Source organism: Actinomyces oris, assembly GCF_001937665.1.
Taxonomy (GTDB): domain Bacteria; phylum Actinomycetota; class Actinomycetes; order Actinomycetales; family Actinomycetaceae; genus Actinomyces; species Actinomyces stomatis.
In genome coordinates, this window is sequence record NZ_MSKL01000017.1 from 48,317 (window position 1) to 68,918 (window position 20,602).

Annotated in this window: 14 protein-coding genes and 1 pseudogene; 9 read left to right on the forward strand and 6 right to left on the reverse strand. The window is 67.5% G+C overall.

From position 1 onward, the window contains the following. Positions 1-186: 186 nt before the first annotated feature. From BKH28_RS07140 to fepB, 4 genes are read left to right on the forward strand one after another with little or no spacing between them, the layout of a single operon-like run. Positions 187-1,200: a FecCD family ABC transporter permease gene (locus tag BKH28_RS07140; protein ID WP_075418174.1), complete on the forward strand. Its 1,014-nt coding sequence runs from the start codon at positions 187-189 to the stop codon at positions 1,198-1,200. Then, positions 1,197-2,315 carry a FecCD family ABC transporter permease gene (locus BKH28_RS07145; RefSeq protein ID WP_075418145.1) on the forward strand — a complete coding sequence of 373 codons (1,119 nt, stop codon included), beginning with the start codon at positions 1,197-1,199 and terminating at the stop codon, positions 2,313-2,315. The genes BKH28_RS07140 and BKH28_RS07145 overlap by 4 nt, the downstream gene beginning before the upstream one ends. Continuing rightward, on the forward strand, positions 2,312-3,304 hold the full coding sequence (locus BKH28_RS07150) for an ABC transporter ATP-binding protein (RefSeq protein WP_075418146.1): 993 nt from the start codon (positions 2,312-2,314) through the stop codon (positions 3,302-3,304). The genes BKH28_RS07145 and BKH28_RS07150 overlap by 4 nt, the downstream gene beginning before the upstream one ends. Next, positions 3,301-4,404: a Fe2+-enterobactin ABC transporter substrate-binding protein gene (gene fepB, locus BKH28_RS07155; protein ID WP_075418147.1), complete on the forward strand. Its 1,104-nt coding sequence runs from the start codon at positions 3,301-3,303 to the stop codon at positions 4,402-4,404. The genes BKH28_RS07150 and fepB overlap by 4 nt, the downstream gene beginning before the upstream one ends. Positions 4,405-4,517: 113 nt before the next feature. Here the strand turns inward: fepB and BKH28_RS07160 are convergent, their stop codons facing one another. The 3 genes from BKH28_RS07160 to gabT all read right to left on the reverse strand — a co-directional run bounded on the left by BKH28_RS07160 (position 4,518) and on the right by gabT (position 8,743). Beyond that, complete coding sequence (locus BKH28_RS07160; protein ID WP_075418148.1) at positions 4,518-6,050, reverse strand: NAD-dependent succinate-semialdehyde dehydrogenase; 1,533 nt, start codon at positions 6,048-6,050, stop codon at positions 4,518-4,520. Between the two features lie 39 nt (positions 6,051-6,089). Continuing rightward, positions 6,090-7,340 (reverse strand): Glu/Leu/Phe/Val family dehydrogenase, encoded by a 1,251-nt coding sequence (locus BKH28_RS07165; RefSeq protein ID WP_010614461.1) that lies wholly within the window; start codon positions 7,338-7,340, stop codon positions 6,090-6,092. A gap of 80 nt (positions 7,341-7,420) precedes the next feature. Then, positions 7,421-8,743, reverse strand: coding sequence for a 4-aminobutyrate--2-oxoglutarate transaminase (gene gabT / locus BKH28_RS07170; protein WP_075418149.1), 1,323 nt, complete (start codon positions 8,741-8,743; stop codon positions 7,421-7,423). Positions 8,744-8,935: 192 nt separating this feature from the next. On the opposite strand from gabT, the gene BKH28_RS07175 reads away from it, so the two are divergent. The 5 genes from BKH28_RS07175 to BKH28_RS07195 all read left to right on the forward strand — a co-directional run bounded on the left by BKH28_RS07175 (position 8,936) and on the right by BKH28_RS07195 (position 16,259). After that, a complete protein-coding gene (locus tag BKH28_RS07175; RefSeq protein WP_075418150.1) occupies positions 8,936-10,516 on the forward strand; it encodes a PucR family transcriptional regulator in 1,581 nt (526 codons plus the stop codon). Between the two features lie 300 nt (positions 10,517-10,816). Beyond that, positions 10,817-12,244 (forward strand): aminobutyraldehyde dehydrogenase, encoded by a 1,428-nt coding sequence (locus tag BKH28_RS07180; protein WP_075418151.1) that lies wholly within the window; start codon positions 10,817-10,819, stop codon positions 12,242-12,244. Between the two features lie 30 nt (positions 12,245-12,274). Next, positions 12,275-13,135 carry a universal stress protein gene (locus BKH28_RS07185; RefSeq protein WP_075418152.1) on the forward strand — a complete coding sequence of 287 codons (861 nt, stop codon included), beginning with the start codon at positions 12,275-12,277 and terminating at the stop codon, positions 13,133-13,135. After that, entirely contained in the window at positions 13,132-14,715 is a 1,584-nt protein-coding gene (locus BKH28_RS07190; RefSeq protein ID WP_075418153.1) for an APC family permease, read from the forward strand. The genes BKH28_RS07185 and BKH28_RS07190 overlap by 4 nt, the downstream gene beginning before the upstream one ends. 173 nt (positions 14,716-14,888) lie before the next feature. Beyond that, positions 14,889-16,259 carry an aspartate aminotransferase family protein gene (locus BKH28_RS07195; RefSeq protein WP_075418154.1) on the forward strand — a complete coding sequence of 457 codons (1,371 nt, stop codon included), beginning with the start codon at positions 14,889-14,891 and terminating at the stop codon, positions 16,257-16,259. Between the two features lie 89 nt (positions 16,260-16,348). Here the strand turns inward: BKH28_RS07195 and BKH28_RS07200 are convergent, their stop codons facing one another. From BKH28_RS07200 to BKH28_RS07210, 3 genes and pseudogenes are all read right to left on the reverse strand, one after another. Further along, a complete protein-coding gene (locus BKH28_RS07200) occupies positions 16,349-16,855 on the reverse strand; it encodes a ClbS/DfsB family four-helix bundle protein (protein ID WP_075418155.1) in 507 nt (168 codons plus the stop codon). A 136-nt stretch (positions 16,856-16,991) separates the two neighbouring features. Then, a pseudogene (locus BKH28_RS07205) lies at positions 16,992-18,563 on the reverse strand (peptide MFS transporter). Positions 18,564-18,801: 238 nt separating this feature from the next. Continuing rightward, positions 18,802-20,409, reverse strand: a complete 1,608-nt coding sequence (locus BKH28_RS07210; protein ID WP_075418156.1) for a peptide MFS transporter — start codon at positions 20,407-20,409, stop codon at positions 18,802-18,804. Positions 20,410-20,602: the final 193 nt, after the last annotated feature.

Below are 20,602 nucleotides of genomic sequence, written 5' to 3' on the forward strand. Positions count from 1 at the left end.
AGGATGTTCTCGAACTTGCCCATGCTGCTGGGTGGAGTCGAGGCGATGATTAAACCGACAGGCCAGTCCAGGTTTGACAGACCCCAGCCGGCGTCTTAGGTTAGGTTTACCTTTGCATATCTGGCGTGGGGAGAGTGGATGCCGATCGAGGTCCTCGGAGACCGTCTTCGCCCCCGTTCTCAGAGGGTGACGGAGGTGAGTGCTCGCGTGGTCGTACGCCGTTCGGCCATCCTTCTGACCGCAGCCATCCTGCTGGCCCTGTGCATCCTGGCCTCCCTGTTCATCGGCTCCTCCAGGATCCCCGCCGACCAGGTCGCCCACTACCTGCTCCACCCCGACGCCTCCAACGTCAGCTACAACATCAACGTCCTGCGTGTGCAGCGCACTATCATCGGCGTGCTTGTCGGGACCGCCCTGGCGGTGGCCGGTGCGGTCATGCAGGCCGTCACCCGCAACCCCCTGGCCGAGCCCGGGCTGCTCGGCGTCAACGCCGGCGCCTCGCTGGGCATCGTCCTGGGTACCGCCGCGCTGGGCGTGCTCCCGATCACCGACCAACTGGCCCTGGCGGCGGGAGGAGCCCTGGTGGCGACCGCGCTCGTCCAGGTCATCGGCATGATCGGCGCCTCGACCTCTTCGCCGGTACGCCTAGTGCTCATCGGTGTCGCCTTCTCGGCCTTCGCCGGGGCGGTCATCCGCGGCGTCGTGCTGATGATGCCGAACCTGTTCCGCACCTTCATCGACTGGGAGGTCGGCTCCCTGACCCGCACCGACATCCCCCTGCTGCCCATGACGGTCCTCGTGGTCCTGGGAACCGGCGCGGCCCTCCTCCTGGCCGGGTCGCTGGACAACATCGCCCTGGGCGACGACGTCGCCGCCGCGCTGGGCACCCGGGTCGGCCTCGTGCGGGGCCTGAGCCTGGTGGTCATCACGCTCCTGTGCGCCACGGCCACCACGGTGGCCGGCCCCATCGGGTTCGTCGGACTCATGGCCCCGTTGACGGCCTCCTGGCTCATGGGGCCCCACCGGGGCTGGATCGTGGCCCTGTGCGCACTGGGCGGTCCCGTCGTCGTCCTGGCAGCCGACGTCCTGGGCCGCGTCCTGGCCCGCCCCGGCGAGATGCAGGTCGGTCTGCTGACGGCCTTCGTCGGCTCGCCCGTCCTGCTGCTCATGGTCCTGCGAATGAAGGACCGGAACTCATGAGGGGAATCAGACTGAGCCCTGCCGCCTCTCCGGCGCGTCGCCGCGCCGCCACCGGCACGCGCCGTGGTCTCCACGTGGGGGCCGACGCCGGACGCCTGTGGATCGTCGTCGGACGCTGGTCGGTGCTCATCACCCCGCGCCACGTCATCGTCGGCCTCATGCTGCTGGTGCTCAGCCTCGCAGTGGCCGTGGCCGCCCTGCGCCTGGGGAAGTTCCCCGTCTCCACCCAGGAGGCCATCGACGCGCTCCAGGGGCAGGGGCGCAGGATCGTTCAGGTCGTCATCGTCAAGTGGAAGCTGCCCCGGATCGTGCTGGGGCTCGTGGCGGGCCTGGCCCTGGGCGTGGCCGGGGCCGTCTTCCAGACCATCACCCGCAACCCCCTGGGCTCACCCGACCTCATCGGTTTCAGCACGGGTGCGCAGACCGGGATCCTGGTCAGTGTCCTCCTCCTACCCGGATCCATGCTCTCCGCCTCCCTGGCCTCCTTCATCGGCGGGGCCGCCGTAGGGGCGGTGACCTACCTCGTCTCCCTGCGCGGCGGATTCACCGGCCTGCGCTTCATCCTCGTGGGGATCGCCATCAGCTCCATGCTCGTCTCCGTCAACCGCTGGCTGCTGGTGCGGGTCGACGACGACGAGGGTCTGGGCGCCCTCAAGGCCATCACCGGAACCCTCGGGGCCGCACGGTGGCCGGTGGTGGCCCCGACCTGCCTGGCCATCGGGGTCACCGTGGTCCTCACCCTGTTGGCCTCCCGGCACCTGCAGGTCCTGTGCCTGGGGGAGCAGGTGGCCACCGTCCTGGGCAGCCCCACCCGCCGCGCCAGTGCCCTCCTCATCCTGCTGGGCACCGTGCTGGTGGCGGTGGTGACGATGGCGGCCGGACCCATTGGCTTCGTGGCCCTCGTGGCGCCCCACCTGGCCCGGTTCCTCACCGGCTCCCCTCAGTCCCCGCTGCTCGTGAGCGGCCTGACCGGGAGCCTCCTGCTGGTGGGTGCCGACCTGCTCAGCCAGCTGGTGCTCGAGTCGATGCCCGTGAGCGTGGTGACCAACGCCGTCGGCGGTCTCTACCTCATGGTGGCGCTGACAGTGGCTGCGCGCGGAAGGAGATCCCTGTGACCGACTTGCTCTCCACCGATCTGAACGCCGGCGCCGGACCAGCTGCCTCCGAGGCTCGGCTGGCCGCCCGGGGTGCGACCATCGCTTACGAGAGCCACGTGGTCTCCCGTGACCTCGACGTCGACGTCCCGGCCGGCGTCTTCACCGCCATCGTGGGGCCCAACGCCTGCGGGAAGTCCACGCTGCTGCGCGCCCTGGCCCGGTTGCACCGGCCCACCAAGGGGGTTGTTCTCCTCAATGGCGCTGACATCGCCCGCCTGGGCACCAAGGAGGTCGCCCGCAGGGTCGGCCTGCTGCCCCAGAGCGCCACCGTGCCCGGCGGCATGCTGGTGCGCGACCTCGTGGCCCGTGGTCGCTTCCCCCATCAGGGCCTGTTCCGTCAGTGGTCGCGGCAGGACAGGCAGGCCGTCGAGGAGGCCATGGAGATGGTGGGAGTCACCGATCTGGCCGCCCGCCCCGTCGACGAGCTCAGCGGTGGTCAGCGCCAGCGCGTGTGGATCGCCCTGGCCCTGGCCCAGGGCACCGAGACGATCCTCCTGGACGAGCCCACCACCTTCCTCGACCTGGCCCACCAGGTCGACATCCTCCAGCTGTGCCGCCGCCTCAACGCCGACGGTCGCACGGTGGTGGCCGTCCTGCACGACCTCAACCAGGCGGCGCGCTGCGCCGAGCACATGATCGTCATGCACGACGGCCGGGTCCGCACCACCGGCTCCCCGCGCAGGATCCTCACCGAGGACCTCATCAAGGAGGTCTTCGGTCTGGCGGCCGTCATCGCCCCCGACCCGGTGGCCGGCACCCCCATGGTCGTTCCCCGTCACCTGGGCGCGGTCACGCCGGCCGACCCTGATCCTGCTACGGCCCCCGCCGCTCCCGGCGACTTCGCCGGAGGTCCGGTACCACAGCCTTCTGCCGAGCCCGCCTCGGCAGGAACCAGCCCGACTGCTCGCTCCCAGCAGGACGGACAAGAAAGGAACACAGACAGATGAACGCATCCTCGCGGCGTGCCAGCCGCCTGAGGCAGGGCCTCCTCGCCGTAGCAGCCATGGTGCTGAGCACCGGCCTGGTGGCCTGCGGCTCCTCCAACAGCTCGACCTCCACCTCCACCGCCGCCGGCTCCGCAGGGGCTTCCGGCGCAGCCTCGGCCGGGGCCTCCGGTGCCGCCTCGGCCGGGGCCTCCACCAAGGCCACCTGGCCGGTCACCATCAAGGGGGACGACGGCGTCGACGTCGAGATCAAGGCCGAGCCCAAGAGCATCGTGTCCACCTCCGTGACCCTGACCGGATCGCTCCTGGCCCTCGACGCCCCGGTGGTCGCCTCGACACCGGCCAAGAAGAAGGACGAGAAGACCGACGACAACGGCTTCTTCACCCAGTGGTCCAAGCAGGCCACCGACAAGGGCGTCAAGGCCATTGACGGCACCGAGGACAACCTCGCCCAGACGGTCGCCGGCGACAACCCCGACCTCATCATCGTCGCCAAGACGGGGCAGGACTCGGCCGTCAAGGTCGTGGAGAGCCTGCGCCAGCTCGAGGTCCCCGTCCTCGTCATCGACTACGGATCGCACTCCTGGCAGGACGTCACCAAGACCCTGGGCCAGGCCACCGGCCGCCAGGCCAAGGCCGACGCCGTCATCAAGGACTACACCTCCAAGGCGGAGAAGGCCAAGGGCGCCATCGCCGTCCCGAAGGGGGCGACGTCGGTCTTCACAGTCCCCGGGGACGGCACCAAGGGCGCCAACGCCTTCACCGAGGAGGCCCCGCAGGTCCAGCTCCTCAAGGACCTGGGCTTCACCATCGCCACTGTCCCCGACAGCGTCAAGGGCGATCAGTCCATGGGCGATCGCAAGGATATCGTCCAGCTCTCGCCGGAGAACGTCCAGGCGGGACTCACCGGTGAGAACTGGGTCGTCATCGCCGCCGACGAGACCGCGAAGAACGCCGTCACCACCAACGAGACCTTCAGCTCGGCGGCCCCGGTGACCGGCGGCAAGGTGCAGTACATGCCGCCCTCGTCCTTCCGGCTGGACTACTACTCGGCCCTCGAGATGCTCGAGGCCGTCCAGAAGGCCTACCCCAAGGCCTCCTGAACCACTGACGACCTGAGTGTCAGCGCACTGGTGCCCCGGGCTCTCGGCCCGGGGCACCACGTATATCGATGACATCGACCCTCGCGGTCGAGCACTGCTCGGGGACGGGCCCCTCAGCCCCAGGCGACCGAGTAGTACTGAGTCTCCTGGAACTCACGGATCCCCTCGCGCGCGCCCTCACGCCCGATACCGGACTGCTTGACGCCCCCGAAGGGGGCAGCGGGATCGGATACGAGCCCACGGTTGACGCCGACCATCCCGACCTCCATGCGCTCGGCCAGGCGCAGCGCCCACCCGAGGTCGCGGGAGAAGACGTAGCCCGACAGCCCGTAGTCCGTATCGTTGATCCACGTCAGCAGCTCGTCCTCGTCGTCCCAGGTGACGATCGGGGCGACGGGGCCGAAGATCTCGGTGCGCACGATCTCCGCGTCGGGGGCGACATTCGTGAGGACCCGCACCGGGACGAACGACCCCGGAGACTCCTGGGGCCAGGAGGACTCGGCGTGGACGACGGCGCCCCCGGCCACCGCCCCGTCCACCAGGGCGTTGATCTTGTCGCGGGCAGCCGGTGTCACCAGGGGGCCGATCTGGTTCGCCTCGTCCGCCAGGGCCGGCCCCACCCTCAGGTCGCGGACGACGGCGGAGAACTTCTCGGTGAACTCCTGGGCGACGTCCTGGTGGACGTAGAAGCGGTTGGCGGCGGTACAGGCTTCGCCCCCGCCTCGGAGCTTGGCCTGGACGGCGCCCGTCACCGCGGCGTCGATATCGGCGTCGGCCGCCACCACGAAGGGTGCGTTGCCCCCGAGCTCCATGGACGACACCAGGACCTTCTCCGCCGCCTGCTTCATGAGCACACGACCGACCTGGGTCGATCCGGTGAAGGAGACGGCTCGGACCCGGGAGTCCTCGAGCCACGTCGTCGAGACCTCCACGGAACGGCTCGAGGGCACGATGTTCACCACGCCCGCGGGCACGCCGGCCTGCTGGATCAGATGTCCCAGTGCCACCGCTGTCAGGGGCGTGAGGGACGCGGGGCGGAGCACCACCGTGCACCCGGCGGCCAGGGCCGGGGCGATCTTGCGGGTCCCCATCGCCGCCGGGAAGTTCCAGGGGGTGATCATGGCGACCACCCCGATCGGGCGGTGCGTGACGATCGTCCGGGTCCCGCCTGCCGGGGAGGAGCCGAAACCGCCCTCGGTGCGCACGGCTTCCTCGGAGAACCATCGGAAGAACTCCGCCGCGTAGAGGACCTCCGCCCTGGCGTCGTCCAGGGACTTGCCGTTCTCGGCGCTGATGAGCACCGCGAGCTCCTCGGTCTGTCCCACCATGAGGTCGAACAGGGTCCGCAGCAGCTCTGCGCGCTGCCGGGGCGGGGTGGTGCTCCAGGCAGGCAGCGCCTCGGAGGCGGCGTCGACGGCGCGTGCGGCATCCGCCGGAGTCGCATCCGTGCAGCGTGCGAATACGGCGTTGCTGGCGGGGTCGACGACGTCGAAGGTTCCGCCGTCGGAGGCTGCCGTCATCCGCCCGCCCAGGAGCATCCCCTCCTCGGGGCGGATCCTGTGCAGGTAGTCGGCCAGAGCCGGGTGGGCTCCGAGGGTGGTGTACGCCGCTGTGTCAGTTGCCGCGCCGGGTCGTGTGTCAGCCATGGTTGTGCTCCCTGAGTATCGACTGTCGCCTGCTACGCATCACGGGTAGAGACCGCGGGAGACGTGGGCCTCGGCGACGCGCTTGACGGCCATCGTCGTCGCGGCGGTGCGCAGCGAGAGTCCGTGCTCCCTGGAGAAGTCTGTGACCTCGTTCCAGGCCTTGTCCATCCTGGTGCGCAGGCGCTCATTGACCTCCTTCTCGGTCCACCAGTAGGACTGGTTGGCCTGTACCCACTCGAAGTAGGACACGATGACGCCACCGGCGTTGGCGAGGATATCCGGTACGACCAGGATCCCCTTGTCGGCCAGGATCGCGTCGGCCGTGGGTGTCGTCGGGCCGTTGGCGCCCTCAACGACCAGCTTGGCGTCGATCAATGGCGCGGTCTGCTCGGTGATGACCCCTTCGACCGCTGCAGGAACAACGACGTCGCAGGCGACGGCGAACAGCTCGCTCGCAGGGATCGGGTCCGCGCCGGGGAACCCGTCGACGGTGCCGGTCTCATCCACGAAGGCCTCGAGTGCGGGGATGTCGATGCCCTTGTCGTTGCGAATCGTGCTGTAGACGTCCGCCACGGCCAGAACCTTCACGCCCGCCTCGTGGAGGAAGCGGGCAGCGCCGCGACCGACTTTGCCGAAGCCCTGAACGATCGCGGTGGCCTGCGAGGGATTCACTCCGATGCTCTCCATCGCGTTGAGGACGGAGTAGACGACGCCGCGGGAGGTGGCGGCGGCCCGCCCCTGTGACCCGCCGAGGTTGACCGGCTTGCCCGTGACGGTTCCTAGAACCGTGTGCCCGGTGGCCACCGAGTAGGTGTCCATCATCCAGGCCATGGTCTGCTCGTCGGTCCCCATATCGGGAGCCGGGATGTCCTTGTCGGGGCCGATCAGGGGGATCAGCTCCGAGGTGTAGCGGCGGGTCAGTCGCTCGAGCTCTCGTTCCGAGTGGGCCCGGGGGTCCACCTGGACCCCTCCCTTCGCGCCGCCGTAGGGCAGATCGAGAAGAGAGCACTTCCATGTCATCCACATGGCCAGCGCTCGGACCTCGTCGAGGTCCACGTTGGGGGAGTAACGGATCCCTCCCTTCGCGGGGCCGCGAGAGATGTTGTGCTGGACGCGGTGGCCGATATGCAGCTCCATCGTGCCGTCGTCGCGTCGCAGTGGGATGGCGACCGTCACCTCTTTACGGGCGGTCTCAAGCATGCGGCGCATTCCGTCGTCGAAGCCGAGGAACTGGATCGCCTCGGCGAGCTGCGCCCGTGCATCGGTGAGGGGGTGAGGGGTCGAGGGCATGGAGCTACCTCCTGGGTCGGTCGGGTGGATCAGCGTGATCCGGGGCCGGTGCGGCCTTAAGACGTGGGTGGAAGAGGGGATCAGGGCTGGTCTCGGAGCGCCTGCTCGAGGATCTCCATGCCTTCGGCGAACAGCTCGTCCGGCATGGTCACCGGTGGCAGGAGGCGGATGACATTGCCGTAGGTGCCGCAGGTGAGCAGGATCAGACCGCGTGAGCGCGCGGCCTGCGCGACGGCGGCGGTCAGTGCGGCATCGGGCTTCTGCGAGTCGGGGTCGACGAGCTCGAGAGCCATCATGGCGCCCTTGCCCCGGACCTCGCCGATGCGGGGGTCCTTCGCCTTCCACTGCTCCATCAGGCGGATGCCGGTCTCGCCGATCGTGCGGGCCCGTCCCAGGAGATCGTGCTCCTCGATCATGTCCAGGGTCGCCAGGGCGGCGGCACAGGCCAGGGGGTTACCGCAGTAGGTGCCGCCAAGGGCGCCCGGTTCGGCGGAGTCCATGATCTCGGCCGAACCGGTGACCGCCGACAAGGGGGTGCCTCCGGCCAGGCCCTTGGCGGTCGTCACCAGGTCGGGAACGACTCCCTCGTGGTCGCAGGCGAACCACGCCCCGGTGCGGGCGATTCCCGACTGGATCTCATCGGCGATGAAGACCGCGCCGTTGTCATGGCACCAGCGCTGGAGCGCGGTGAGGAAGCCGGGCGCCGGCACGATGAACCCGCCTTCGCCCTGAATGGGCTCGATGATGACGGCGGCGACGGAGGATGCCCCCACCTGCTTCTCGATCTGACTGATCGTGCGCTCGGCGGCGGCCTCGCCGTCCAGTCCGTCGCGGTACGGGTAGGAGCCGGGGACCCGGTAGAGCTCAGGGGAGAAGGGGCCGAAGCCGCCCTTGTAGGGGGCGACCTTGGCCGTCAGTCCCATGGTCAGGGAGGTGCGTCCGTGGAAGGCGTGGTCGAAGCAGACCACTGCCTGGCGGCCGGTGTGCCTGCGTGCGAGCTTGATGGCGTTCTCGACGGCCTCCGCCCCGGAGTTGAACAGCGCGGTCTTCTTCGGGAAGCTGCCCGGGGTCAGGGCGTTCAGGCGTTCGGCGACCTCGACGTATCCGGCGTACCTCGTGACGGCGAAGGAGGTGTGCGTCAGGTTCTCGGCCTGCTCCTGGATTGCAGCGACGACGGGCGCCGCCGCACCGCCCACGGTTGTCACCGCGATGCCGGATCCGAAGTCGATGAGACGGTTGCCGTCCACGTCCTCCAGGACGCCTCGGTCCGTACGCCGTGCGAATGTCGGCATGGCGGCAGTCAGGGCGCGTGGGAGTGCGGTACCTGCGCGTTCGTCGAGGGCGCGGGCCTCGGGACCGGGCAGAGGAGTGGCGAGATGAATGGTCTGGGGCAGCGTTGCCATATGGACCTCACAGTGTGTCGTGACGGGCGGAGATCTGCAGCGGAACAGGGCGCTCCGGGTTGTCGTAGAAACGTGCTCGGCTATGAGTTCCGTCTCAGGTTATGCCCGCCTCTAGGTCTGAGCACCTAAGCCCAATGCACAAAATCTCGCGAATCCTGTGCGTGATGCATAGAACAGTGTTTGAATCCAGGCATGGTGTTGGTGTCGGATCTCATCGATGGAGCGGACCTGGGAGTTCGCGCGGTGCTTCTGCCCGCACCGCACGCCGCGGTCACCTGGGTCGTCGCGACTGAGCTCCTCCAACCGGCCTCCTACCTCGAGGGCGGCGAGCTCGTTCTCACCACGGGTCTCGTCATGGCCGATGCGGAGGCGGCCACGTGGCGGGAGTACGTGGCATCACTGGTCGAGGCGGGAGTCGCGGCTCTCGGACTGGGGACCGGCATCGCCTTCGACACCGTGCCCGAGGACCTGCGCGAGGCCTGCCGGATCGGGCGTCTCAATCTCATCGAGGTCCCCCTCGAGGTCTCCTTCGCCTCCATCAGCCGCGAGGTCGGGGCCATGCTTCAGGCCACCGAGCCTGAGATCGGTGCCGAGGGGGCGGGAAACGAGGAGACCCTGGTCCTGCAACAGCTGACGCGTGCAGCCGCCAAGGACAACCAGAGCGCGATCATGCGCGCTCTGGCCTCAATCCTCCGGGGCGAGGTGTCCCTGCGGGATGCCACGGGACGCACCGTGGTCGGTCCCTTCGGGCCGGAGGCGACGGGAATCGACGACGAGGTCGCCGAGTGCATCGACAGGATCCGTCCGGGAGGGATGCGAGGAGCCGGGGCGGTCGGCCTCGGCGACATGCGGCTGGTCGTCCGCCCGGTCGGCATCACCGGCGAGCCCGAGCGCTACCTGGCGACCGTTCAGCGCGAGACGCTCACGCGCGCTCAGACCCTGGGGGTCGATCTCGCCTGGTCGTTTCTGAATCTCATCGCCGAGTCCTCCAAGGCCTTCACCGGATGGCTCCTCCAGCTCGTGGGGGCCTCCACCCGGCATCTCCTGGCGGGTGACATCGCGCAGGGGCTGGCGCTGGCGGACCAGGTTCAGGAGCTCATCCTCACACGCCTGCCGTCTCCGGAGCGGCGATCGGTGCCCGCTACCGGTGGTGGTCATCAGTGGCGGGTTGTCTGCCTCGAGGGTGGCAGTGCTGACGTTGCCGGGCTCTCCACAGTGCTGGCCCGCCTGCTCGTCGAGAGTCGGGGGGCTCCGGTGGGGGAGCGGCTTCTGTGGCGCACGGACCGGGGCGGGACCCGCCTGATGATCCTCGGTGAGGTCGAGCGCGTTCCCTCCCTTCTTGAGGACGGCAGTGTCACGCCCTGGACGGAGCGGATGCGGATCGGCGTCAGCGGTCCTGTCGGCGTCACTGATCTGCCGCGGGGCGCACAGCAGGCGCTGTCCGTCTGCACCGGAACTCGGCAGCTCGGACAGGCGGTGCGCTGGGAGACCTCGGGACTGCCGTCGGTCACGGACCTCCTGGACGAGGAGCGGGCCCAAGCCTTCGCCCGCGCTCGCCTCGGGGGCGTCGCCGATCAGCCCGAGCTGCTCGAGCTGTTGAGGATCTACCTCAGCGAGGCCGGGGCGGTGCAGCGCATCGCCGAGCGTCTGGGGGTGCATCGAAACTCCGTCCCCGCACGTCTTGTGCGCCTGAGGAGGGCACTCGGCGTCGACATCGAGGATGCCGAGCAGCGGGCGAATTTGTGGTTTGCGTTACATTTTTGGGCGGAGTGACGGTTTGTCATCTCGCACAAGGGTGACTTTTCCGCGTTTTGATGCGATTCCTTGAAGTGTGGAACGTGATGTTCGACATACCTGGTGGTGTGTGTTTACTATTACGCCGTCACCTAGGACCTTAGCCCGCGTTGTTGTCACAGGACTTGTGGCGCGTCGGGCGCTAGCGGCGATGTGGCCTGCGCCGGTCCTGCGTGAGCTTGGGCAGTAGAGGCCCGAGTCGTCTCATTTCTTTCGACTCTCGAAACTTCTCACCTCGACACCGACGTCCCGCCGAAGCCAAGAAACAGAGTGATTCACATGAGCCTTCCTCTCCTCCAGAACTTTATCGACGGAAAATTTATTCCGGCAGCCACCGATGCCACGTTCGACGTCGTGGATCCTCGAACGGAACAGGTCGTAGCGCAGTGCCCGGTCTCGGGTTCCGCCGATGTCGACGCCGCCTACGACGCCGCCCTCAAGGCATTCGAGAGCTGGCGGCTGACAACGCCGGCGGAACGGCAGATGCTCCTGCTCCGGCTCGCCGACGCCCTGGAGGCCAACGCCGACCGTCTCGTCGAGGCTCAGCGCCGCAACACCGGTCAGCTCGCCGAGATGATCCGGGCGGAGGAAGTCGTGACAGGGGCCTCTCAGCTGCGGTTCTTCGCCGGGGCCGCCCGTCTCCAGTCGGGTGTCGCCTCGGGGGAGTACGCCGAGGGGCTGAACTCGCAGATTCGCCGCGAGCCCATCGGCGTCGTCGGGCAGATCGTCCCGTGGAACTACCCCTTCATGATGCTCATCTGGAAGGTCGGGCCCGCTCTGGCCGCAGGCAACACGGTGGTGCTCAAGCCGAGTGCCAACACGCCCGAGAGCGCCATCGTCTTCGCTGAGATCGCCAGTGAGATCCTCCCGCCAGGGGTCTTCAACCTGGTGCTCGGCACCGGGGAGACCGGGCGGCTCATGAGCTCCCACCCGGTGCCCGGGCTGGTCGCGCTCACCGGTTCGGTGCGCGCGGGCTCGGATCTCGCCGAACAGGCGGCCGGCAACGTGACCCGCGTCCATCTCGAGCTGGGAGGCAAGGCCCCCGCCGTCGTCTTCGCCGATGCCGACATCGAGGCTGCCGCCGAGGGCATCGCCGCCGCAGGGATATTCAACTCCGGGCAGGACTGCACCGCCGCCACCCGCGTCCTGGTCGAGGCCTCGGTGGCCAAGGAGTTCACCGACGCGTTGGTGCGTCACGTCGAGTCCCTGCGCACCGGTCCGATCCCCGAGGAGGAGGCTTTTTATGGTCCCCTCAACAATGCTCGCCACTTCGACTCCGTGCAGAAGATCGTTGAGGAGCGGCCCGCGCACTCCCACCTGCTGACCGGCGGCCACCGCGTCGGCGAGAGCGGCTACTACTACGCGCCCACCGTCATCTCAGGGCTCAAGCAGGACGACGCGCTCGTGCAGCAGGAGATCTTCGGGCCGGTCCTGACCGTTCAGGAGTTCTCCTCCGACGACGACGCCCTGGCCCTGGCCAACGGCGTGGACTACGCCCTGTCCTCGTCCATCTGGACGACCGACCACCAGCGTGTCCTGCGATTCAGCAGGGACCTGGACTTCGGCTGCGTGTGGGTGAACTGCCACATCCCCCTCGTCGCGGAGATGCCGCACGGCGGCTTCAAACGGTCCGGCTACGGCAAGGACCTCTCCGTCTACGGCGTGGAGGACTACACACGTATCAAGCACGTCATGAGTGCCCTGTGACGCCCCGGAAGCGAACAGGAGGTCACCCCCATGCGCATTCTGACGGCCTTCACCAATTCGCTCGGCGGTCGAGACTCCTACCACCTAGGGGTGTCTCTCGCTGAAGCGTTCTCGTGCCCACTCGATCTCGTCACCGTCGTCAAGGGCGGCGGGGGACGCTACGTCCTTGACGTCACCGATCACGCCTTCCAGGACGTCGTCGCCACGCAGGTCGACGACTGGATGTCGGAGATCATGGAGGAGCATCGGCCTCGTGTGCCGGTGAGCAAGTACCTGCGGTACAGCCTCTCCTTCCCCGAGGGCATCATCGCCTCGGCCGAGGAGCTCAAGGCCGACCTGCTCGTAGCCGGCGGAGGCCGTCACGGGGTCCTGGGGCGGGTGTCCCTCGGCTCTGTGGGGCAGACGCTGCTCAACTCCTCGACTGTTCCGGTCGCCCTGTCCCCGCGCGGCATGAGGCACGCCCCTCTCGACGGGCTCTCACGCATCACGGTCATGCTGGGCGAGTCCGGCAGGTGGAGGGGAGTGCTCAGTAAGGCCAGGACCTTCGCAGACAGAGCCGGTGTCCCGTTGCGTCTCGTCACGGTGGCCACCGGGGACTCACAGGACACCGCGGAGATCGAGAAGCGGACCGAGGCCCTGCTCGCCGAGGTGCGCCTGGATCTCACCGGACTGGATGACCAGCGTGTCCAGATCGTCCACGCCCACTCCACGAGCGCCGCCGTGCTGGCCATGGAGTGGAACAGGAATGAGCTGGCCTTCCTGGGATCGGCGCGACTGGCCCAGAGCGGGCGCCTGTTCCTGGGGCCGGACGCCAACAAGATCCTGCGTGTCCTGCCCGTGCCGCTCGTCGCCGTCCCGGCTGATCCGGCCGACGTCGGAGGTGGAACATGAGCGCCGCGACCACCAGCTCCGGAGGCGGGCTGTCGAAGAAGGGGCTGGCCGAGGGCTCTGTCGGCCTGCTCGGCGCCATCATCATCGGCGTGTCCTGCATCGCGCCTCCGTACACCCTCACCGGCGCACTGGGGCCGACCGCCTCAGAAGTGGGCGAACAGGTGCCGGCGATCTTCCTCGTCGGATTCATCCCGATGCTCCTGGTCGCCTTCGGATACCGAGAGCTCAATGCGGCGATGCCCGACTCGGGCACATCCTTCACCTGGGGGACCCGCGCCTTCGGTCCGTGGATCGGGTGGATGAACGGATGGGGGCTGATTGTGGCGACCGTCGTCGTCCTGTCGAACCTCGCGGCCATCGCCGTCGACTTCTTCTACCTGTTGCTCGCACAGGTGACTCGCAACTCCGCCATTGCGGATCTCTCCGACAACGTATGGGTCAACACCCTCACCTGCCTGGTCTTCATCACGCTGGCGACCTGGATCGCGTATCGCGACATGCAGACCACCCAGAAGCTCCAGTACTGGTTGGTGGGGTTTCAGCTGACGGTGTTCCTCGGCTTCGGCGCGGTGGCGATTTACCGCTACTTCACCGGAACCGCCGTCAATCCGACACCCGTGAAGCTCGAATGGTTCAATCCCTTCGCCGTCGACTCGCTGGGGACCTTTGTGGCGGGCGTCTCCCTGTCCCTGTTCATCTACTGGGGCTGGGACGTGTCGCTGACGGTCAATGAGGAGGCCGACGACGCCAGCTCCACCCCGGGGCGCGCCGCCGTGCTCACCGTCATGACCATCGTCTCGGTGTACATGTTCGTCACGATCGGATCCATGATGTTCGCCGGTCTGGGGAAGGACGGGATAGGGCTGGGCAATCCTGCGATCCAGGACAATGTCTTCTTCGCCTTGGCCAGACCGGTTCTGGGGCCGTTCGCGATCCTCCTGTCGACGGCGGTGCTGGTCTCGTCCGCGGCGTCCTTGCAGTCCACCTTCGTCTCTCCCGCCCGCACCTTGCTGTCGATGGGATACTACGGGGCGATGCCGGAGAAGCTCGGCGAGATCTCTCCGCGCTTCCTCACCCCTGGTCGCGCAACAGTCGTCTCGGCGGTCGCCGCCTCGACCTTTTATACCCTGCTGCGATTCGTATCCACCTCCGTCCTGTGGGACACGGTTCAGACCCTGGGGGCGATGATCGCCTTCTATTACGGTCTCACCGCCTTCGCCGCGGTATGGTACTTTCGAGGAAAATGGTTCTCCTCAGTGAGGAACTTCTTCTTCACGCTGGTCTCACCGGGACTGGGAGGTCTTATCCTCTTCTTGCTGCTCGGCCTGACCCTGAAGGACTCCCTCAACCCCGAGTACGGGTCGGGATCGCAGGTCTTCGGCGTCGGTCTCGTCTTCGTCCTCACCCTCGCCCTCATTCTCCTGGGCGTGGTGCTGATGCTCGTACAGTACGTCCGAGCACCGGCCTTCTTCCGCGGGGAGGTGATCGCACGATCCGACGCTGTCACCGAGGAGTTGAAGGTGGCAACTGTCTTAGAGGAGGACGATGGTGAAGCCTCCCAGCTCCGTGCTGCGTCATAGATGCAGTGAACCGGAGCGAACACACACATGAAAACAGCTCACTCCGCGCCAGGCCGGCGGAAGGAGCTGAGAGGAATCACATTGTCATCGTATCGACGGCCACAGTTGATCGATGCGCCGGTAATCAAACGCACGATATGTGGACGCCAGGCCGGACCACGAAGGAGTGACCAATGAGCATCAACATGGAGCGAGTCGCTGAGCTGACGGAGATCGAGTCCAGGCGCCTCAATGAACGGACCAAGGGATCCGGCGACATGTACAACCGCGCGAGAAACAGCCTTTCCGGCGGTGTCGCCTCCTCGTACCAGCTGCGCGAGCCCTGGCCCATTTACCTTGAACGGGGGCAGGGGCCGAAGGTCTGGGATGTTGACGGCAACGAGATGTGGGACTTCCACAACGGCTTCGGATCGATGCTTCAGGGGCATGCCCACCCGGTGATCGGAGAAGCCATTCAGGAGCGGTACGGCAAGGGCACCCACTTCGCCGCCCCGACCGAGGACGCCCTGGCGGTGGCGGAGAACCTCTCGAGCAGGTGGGGGCTGCCGAAGTGGCGCTACACGAACTCGGGCTCGGAGTCCACGATGGACGCGATCCGTATTGCACGCGCCTACACCGGTCGCGACACGGTCATGAAGATCTTCGGCTCCTACCACGGGCACCACGACACCGTCATGGTCTCGATCGGCGTCGAGTACGACAAGATCGGTGACCGTGACAACCTGGCCTCGCTGCCCTACGGAGGCGGCATTCCCGACGCCACCGTCCAGATGACGGTGCCGGTTCCCTTCAACGATGCCGAGGCCATGGAGCGCCGCATCATCCGGCTGACCGATGAGGGGCGTAAGCCCGCCTGCGTCATCATGGAGCCGGCCATGATGAACCTGGGCGTCGTGCTGCCGGAACCGGGATATCTGGAGCAGGTCCGCGAGATCACCCGGCGACACGGCGTCGTCCTGATCTTCGATGAGGTCAAGACCGGCCTGTGCATCGGTCCGGGCGGCGCCACCCAGCGCTTCGGAGTGACTCCCGACCTGGTGACCATGGCCAAGGCCCTGGGTGGCGGTCTGCCCTCGGGCGCCATCGGAGGCACCGAGGAAGTCATGTCCGTGGTGGAGGACCACACCGTCTTCCAGGTCGGCACCTACAACGGCAACCCCCTGGTGATGGCCGCAGTGCGGGCCAACCTCGAGAAGGTCCTCACCCCGGAGGCCTACGCCCACCTCGATCACCTCAACGATCGCATTCTCGCGGGTTGCACGGAGGTCATTGAGCGCTACAACCTTCCGGGCTACGCGGTGGGCGTCGGCGGCAAGGGGTGCGTCACCTTCTCCCCCAAGAAGGTCGTCGACTACGAGTCCTTCAAGGAGCACCAGAACGCGGAGCTGTCCGAGCTCGCGTGGCTGTTCAACATGAACCGGGGGATCTTCATGACTCCGGGCCGCGAGGAGGAGTGGACCCTGTCAGTGACCCACACGGACGAGGCGATCGACGCCTACGTCAGCTGCTTCGAGGAGCTTGCCGAGGCGATCACCTCCAAGTGACGTCAGCACTCTCTGATCTCATGGGGGCCACCGAAGACGTCGGTGGCCCCCATGAATCGTGTCCTACCCGCGGTGGCGCTCGGTGGCACTCAGTGGCGTTTCCAGGCGCGGATCCTCGTGCGGAAGGAGGTGAAGGGCGCCACCGTGTTGATATGCACCCACGTGGCCACCGGCCAGGCCGACGGCGTCGAGGAGGCCCACGCCCGCTGCCCGGAAGTGAAGAGCTCCTCCCGGCTCAGCGATGCCACGAGGGCGACGACGTCGTCGCCCCGGTTCCGAAAGGCCTCCTGAAGCCGGGGCAGGGAGGCGTCACGCCACTGCTCGTAGAAGGCGCTGTAGAGATCGCCGAGTCGGTTCCACCGGTACCCGGGAGCGGGCGTGACCACCTCGCGTCCGGCCTGCTCATCGCGCTCCCAGCCCAGCAGCAGGTCCATCCACCCCAGCTGGTAGGCGAGCATCTGCGCCGGCGTGCGGTCCACCCCGTCCTTGAGCGTGTGGAGTTCGGAGGCGGGGACGTCGTCGAACTCGGCGATGAACAGCTCAGCGCGCTTGCGGATCTCCGCGATGAGCTCCTCACCGGAGGCGTAGTCCTTCACGGCGGTCTCCTTCTTCGTCCTCGCTGGCCCGCCGGTGGCAGTCGGAGGCATGCGATCGTAGGTTAACCCTCGGGTTCGTACCCTTAACCTACGAACCCGAGACTCAACCTACGAACTCGCGGCGCCCCAACCGCGCCTAGTCCTGCGCCGTGACTCCGACATCGGCCATCTTCCGCTCCGTCCACGGGGCGACGATGAACAGGACGATCGCTACGGCGACCGTCACGACACCCAGGCCGTAGTAGTAGGTGGAGTTCGCGACGTGCTCCGTCCTGGAGATGATGAAACCGGCCAGGCCCTGGCCGGTGGCCGTCGTCAGCAGCCACAGGCTCATCGTCTGGGAGGCGAAGTTCTTGGGCGCCAGTGCCGACGTCGTGGACAGGCCCACCGGGGACAGGAAGAGCTCGGCGACGGTCTGGATGATGAAGACCACGGCCAGGAACCACCATGGGGACAGGTCCTTCCCTCCCGGCCAGATCTGGAAGCCGTACCCCAGAATGAAGGCCGATACCCCGATGATGAGCACCGAGATCGCGAACTTCATGATGGTGGAGGGGAATTTGCCCGCCCGCCGGGTGAAGAGCCAGCCGATGAATGGCGCCAGGATGACGATCGTGGCCGGGTTGATGGACTGGTAGGTCTCGGGGGTGATGGCCCAGCCGACCAACGGGATATGGCCGTCGGTGTTGTCCTTGGCGAAGGTGGCCATCTTGCCGGCCGCCTGCTCGGAGATCATGAAGAACAGGACCGCGCCGATCCACAGGGGGATGTAGGCGCGCAGGTGGGTGCGCTCACGGGCCGTGACCCTGGGGGAGCGGAACATGAGGACGAAGTACCCCAGGGCGGCGCCGGCCGGGATGATGAGCATCGTCGTGGAGATGGCGTCGAGCAGGCTGCCGGACAGGATGCTGAGGGCCGCGACGAGTGCGGCCGCGGCCGCCACGGTCAGTACCGAAGCGAGCACGAACCGCCGGCGCTCCTGGGGCCGGATGGGGTTGGGGACGGTGAACGCGAAGGCCGAGAGCTTGTGACGGCCGTAGACGAAGGCGATCAGGGCCACCCCCATGCCGACGGCGGCCGAGAAGAAGCCGGCGTGGTAGCCGTAGTGCTCGCGAAGCCAGCCGGTCACCAGGGGAGAGGCGAGTGAGCCGACGTTGACCGACATGTAGAACAGCTGGAAGCCCGCGTCGCGCCGCGGGTCATCGTCGTCGTAGAGACCCCCGACGATCGTGGACAGGTTCGGTTTGATGAATCCCGTACCCACGGCCACCAGCACGATCCCCGTCCAGGAGAAGGAGGATGAGGGGATGGACAGGCAGATGTGCCCGGCCATGATGACCAGGCCGCCGTAGAGGGTGGACAGCTACGGTCCGATGACGCGGTCGGCGAAGATGCCGCCCGGGATGGCGAGCAGGTAGACGGCCGCGCTATAAGAGGCCAGGATGACCTGGCCGGAGTTGGGACTCAGGCCGAGTCCGCCACCGGCCACGGTGTCGGTGATGAAGTAGAGCAGGATGGCGCGCATGCCGTAGTAGGAGAAGCGCTCCCACATCTCCACGTTGAGCATCCAGGGCAGGCCCCGGGGGTGGCCGAACAGTCCCCGGTCCTCCTTCGACGGCGTCGTGCGCAGGGTGTCGGGTCGCCACCGGCTGGTGATCATCCGACCGGTATCGAGATCGTCCTCGACGGGAGTCGGGGTCGTTGACATGAGACTCTCCCTTCCTGTGGTCGGGTGAGACGTGCCGCCGGACCGTCAGTGTCCGGCGCGAACCACAGGTACCCATGCACCCTACTCCGACCATGCGGTTATTTTGGGAGAACGTGAGAACAGCTGGGCGAAGCAGCCAATGAGGTCGGTGAGGCCGGGATGAGGCTAGTCGACGCAAAGGTACGTTCTCGAGCGGCCCCCTCCGCGCCTCACCGCCCGGTGGGGACGGCTTGCTGAGTCAGTCGCCCGTGGCCGTCTCGACGTCGGCCATCTGCCGCTGGGTCCACGGGGCGACGGCGAACAGCACCAGGGCCATGAGCAGTGTGGCCGCGCCCAGGCCGTAGTAGTAGGTGGCGTCGGAGGCGTTCTCGGTCTGGGCGATGACGAATCCGGCGACGCCCTGCCCGGTGGCGACGCTGAGCCACCACAGTCCCATCGCCTGGGAGGCGAAGCTCTTGGGGGCCAGGGCGGTCGTCGTGGCCAGGCCGACCGGGGTCAGGAAGAGCTCGGCGACGGTCTGGATGACGTAGACCAGCACCAGGAACCACCAGGGGGACAGGTCCTTCCCGCCCGGCCAGATCTGGAAGCCGTAACCCAGCATGAGTGCCGAGAGCCCCACGATGAGCACCGCGATGACGAACTTCATGATGGTGGAGGGGAACCTGCCCGCCCGCCGGGTGAAGAGCATGCCGATCAGCGGAGCCAGCAGCACGATCGCTGCGGGGTTGACCGACTGATAGGCCTCCGCGGTGGTCGACCAGCCGAGGAAGGGCAGCCGCAGGTCGGTGTTGGACTCGGCGAAGGTGGCCATCTTGCCGGCGGCCTGCTCGGTGATCATGAAGAACAGGACCGCGCCGATCCACAGGGGGATGTAGGCGCGCAGGTGGGTGCGCTCGGGGACGGTGACCTTCGGCGAGCGGAACATGACCACGAAGTAGGCCACGGCCGTACCGACCGGGACGAGGAGTCCCGCCGTGGCGACGGTGGTCACCAGGTTGCCGGTGAGCACCTGAAGGACGGCGACGACGACGCCGATGATGATCAGGACCCCGAGGGATCCCAGAAGCAGCCGCCGGCGCTCCTGGGGGCGGATGGGGTTGGGGACGGTGAAGGCGAAGGCCGAGAGCTTGTGGCGGCCGTAGATGAAGGCGCCCAGGGCGAAGGCCATGCCGACGGCGGCCGAGGAGAAGCCGGCGTGGTAGCCGTAGTGCTCGCGAAGCCAGCCGGTCAGCAGGGGCGAGGCGAAGGCGCCGACATTGATGGACATGTAGAACAGCTGGAAGCCCGCGTCGCGCCGGATGTCATCATCGTCGTAGAGGCCGCCGACGATGGTCGTCAGGTTCGGCTTGATGAAGCCGGTTCCCACGGCGACCAGCACGATCCCCGTCCAGGACGTGACTGTGGTGGGGATGGTCAGGCAGATGTGCCCGGCCATGATGACCAGGCCGCCGTAGAGGGTGGACAGCCACGGGCCGATGACGCGGTCGGCGAAGATACCGCCCGGGATGGCCAGGAAGTAGACGGCCATCCCGTAGAGCGCGATGACGACCTGTCCGCTGGTGTCGCTCAGGCCCAGGCCCCCGCGGGCCACGGTGTCGGTGATGAAGTAGAGCAGAATGGCGCGCATGCCGTAGTAGGAGAAGCGCTCCCACATCTCCACGTTGAGCATCCAGGGAAGCCCCCGGGGGTGGCCGAACAGTCCCCGGTCCTCCCGCGATGGCGTCGTGCGCAGGCTGCGGGGCCTCCACCGGCTGGAGATGAGGCGGCCGGATTCGGCGAGATTGTCCTCAGGGGCGTCGACCGTCGTCGCGGTGCCTGATACCGGGCCTGACTCGGACTGTGCCATGGCGCTGTCCCTTCCTCCGGCGGTGGCCTCTCGGGGCTGACCGCAGGGGTAATCCAGGGCGACGGTGGTCCGTCTCGCACGAGGAGGCACAGGCCCGTCGCCGAGGAGAGATGTGGTGGTGCCAAGACCATAGTGCCTGGCCTGTTTCCGGCATGCTTCCGGCTCTCGTCAGGACGCCGGTGGTCCCGGAGAA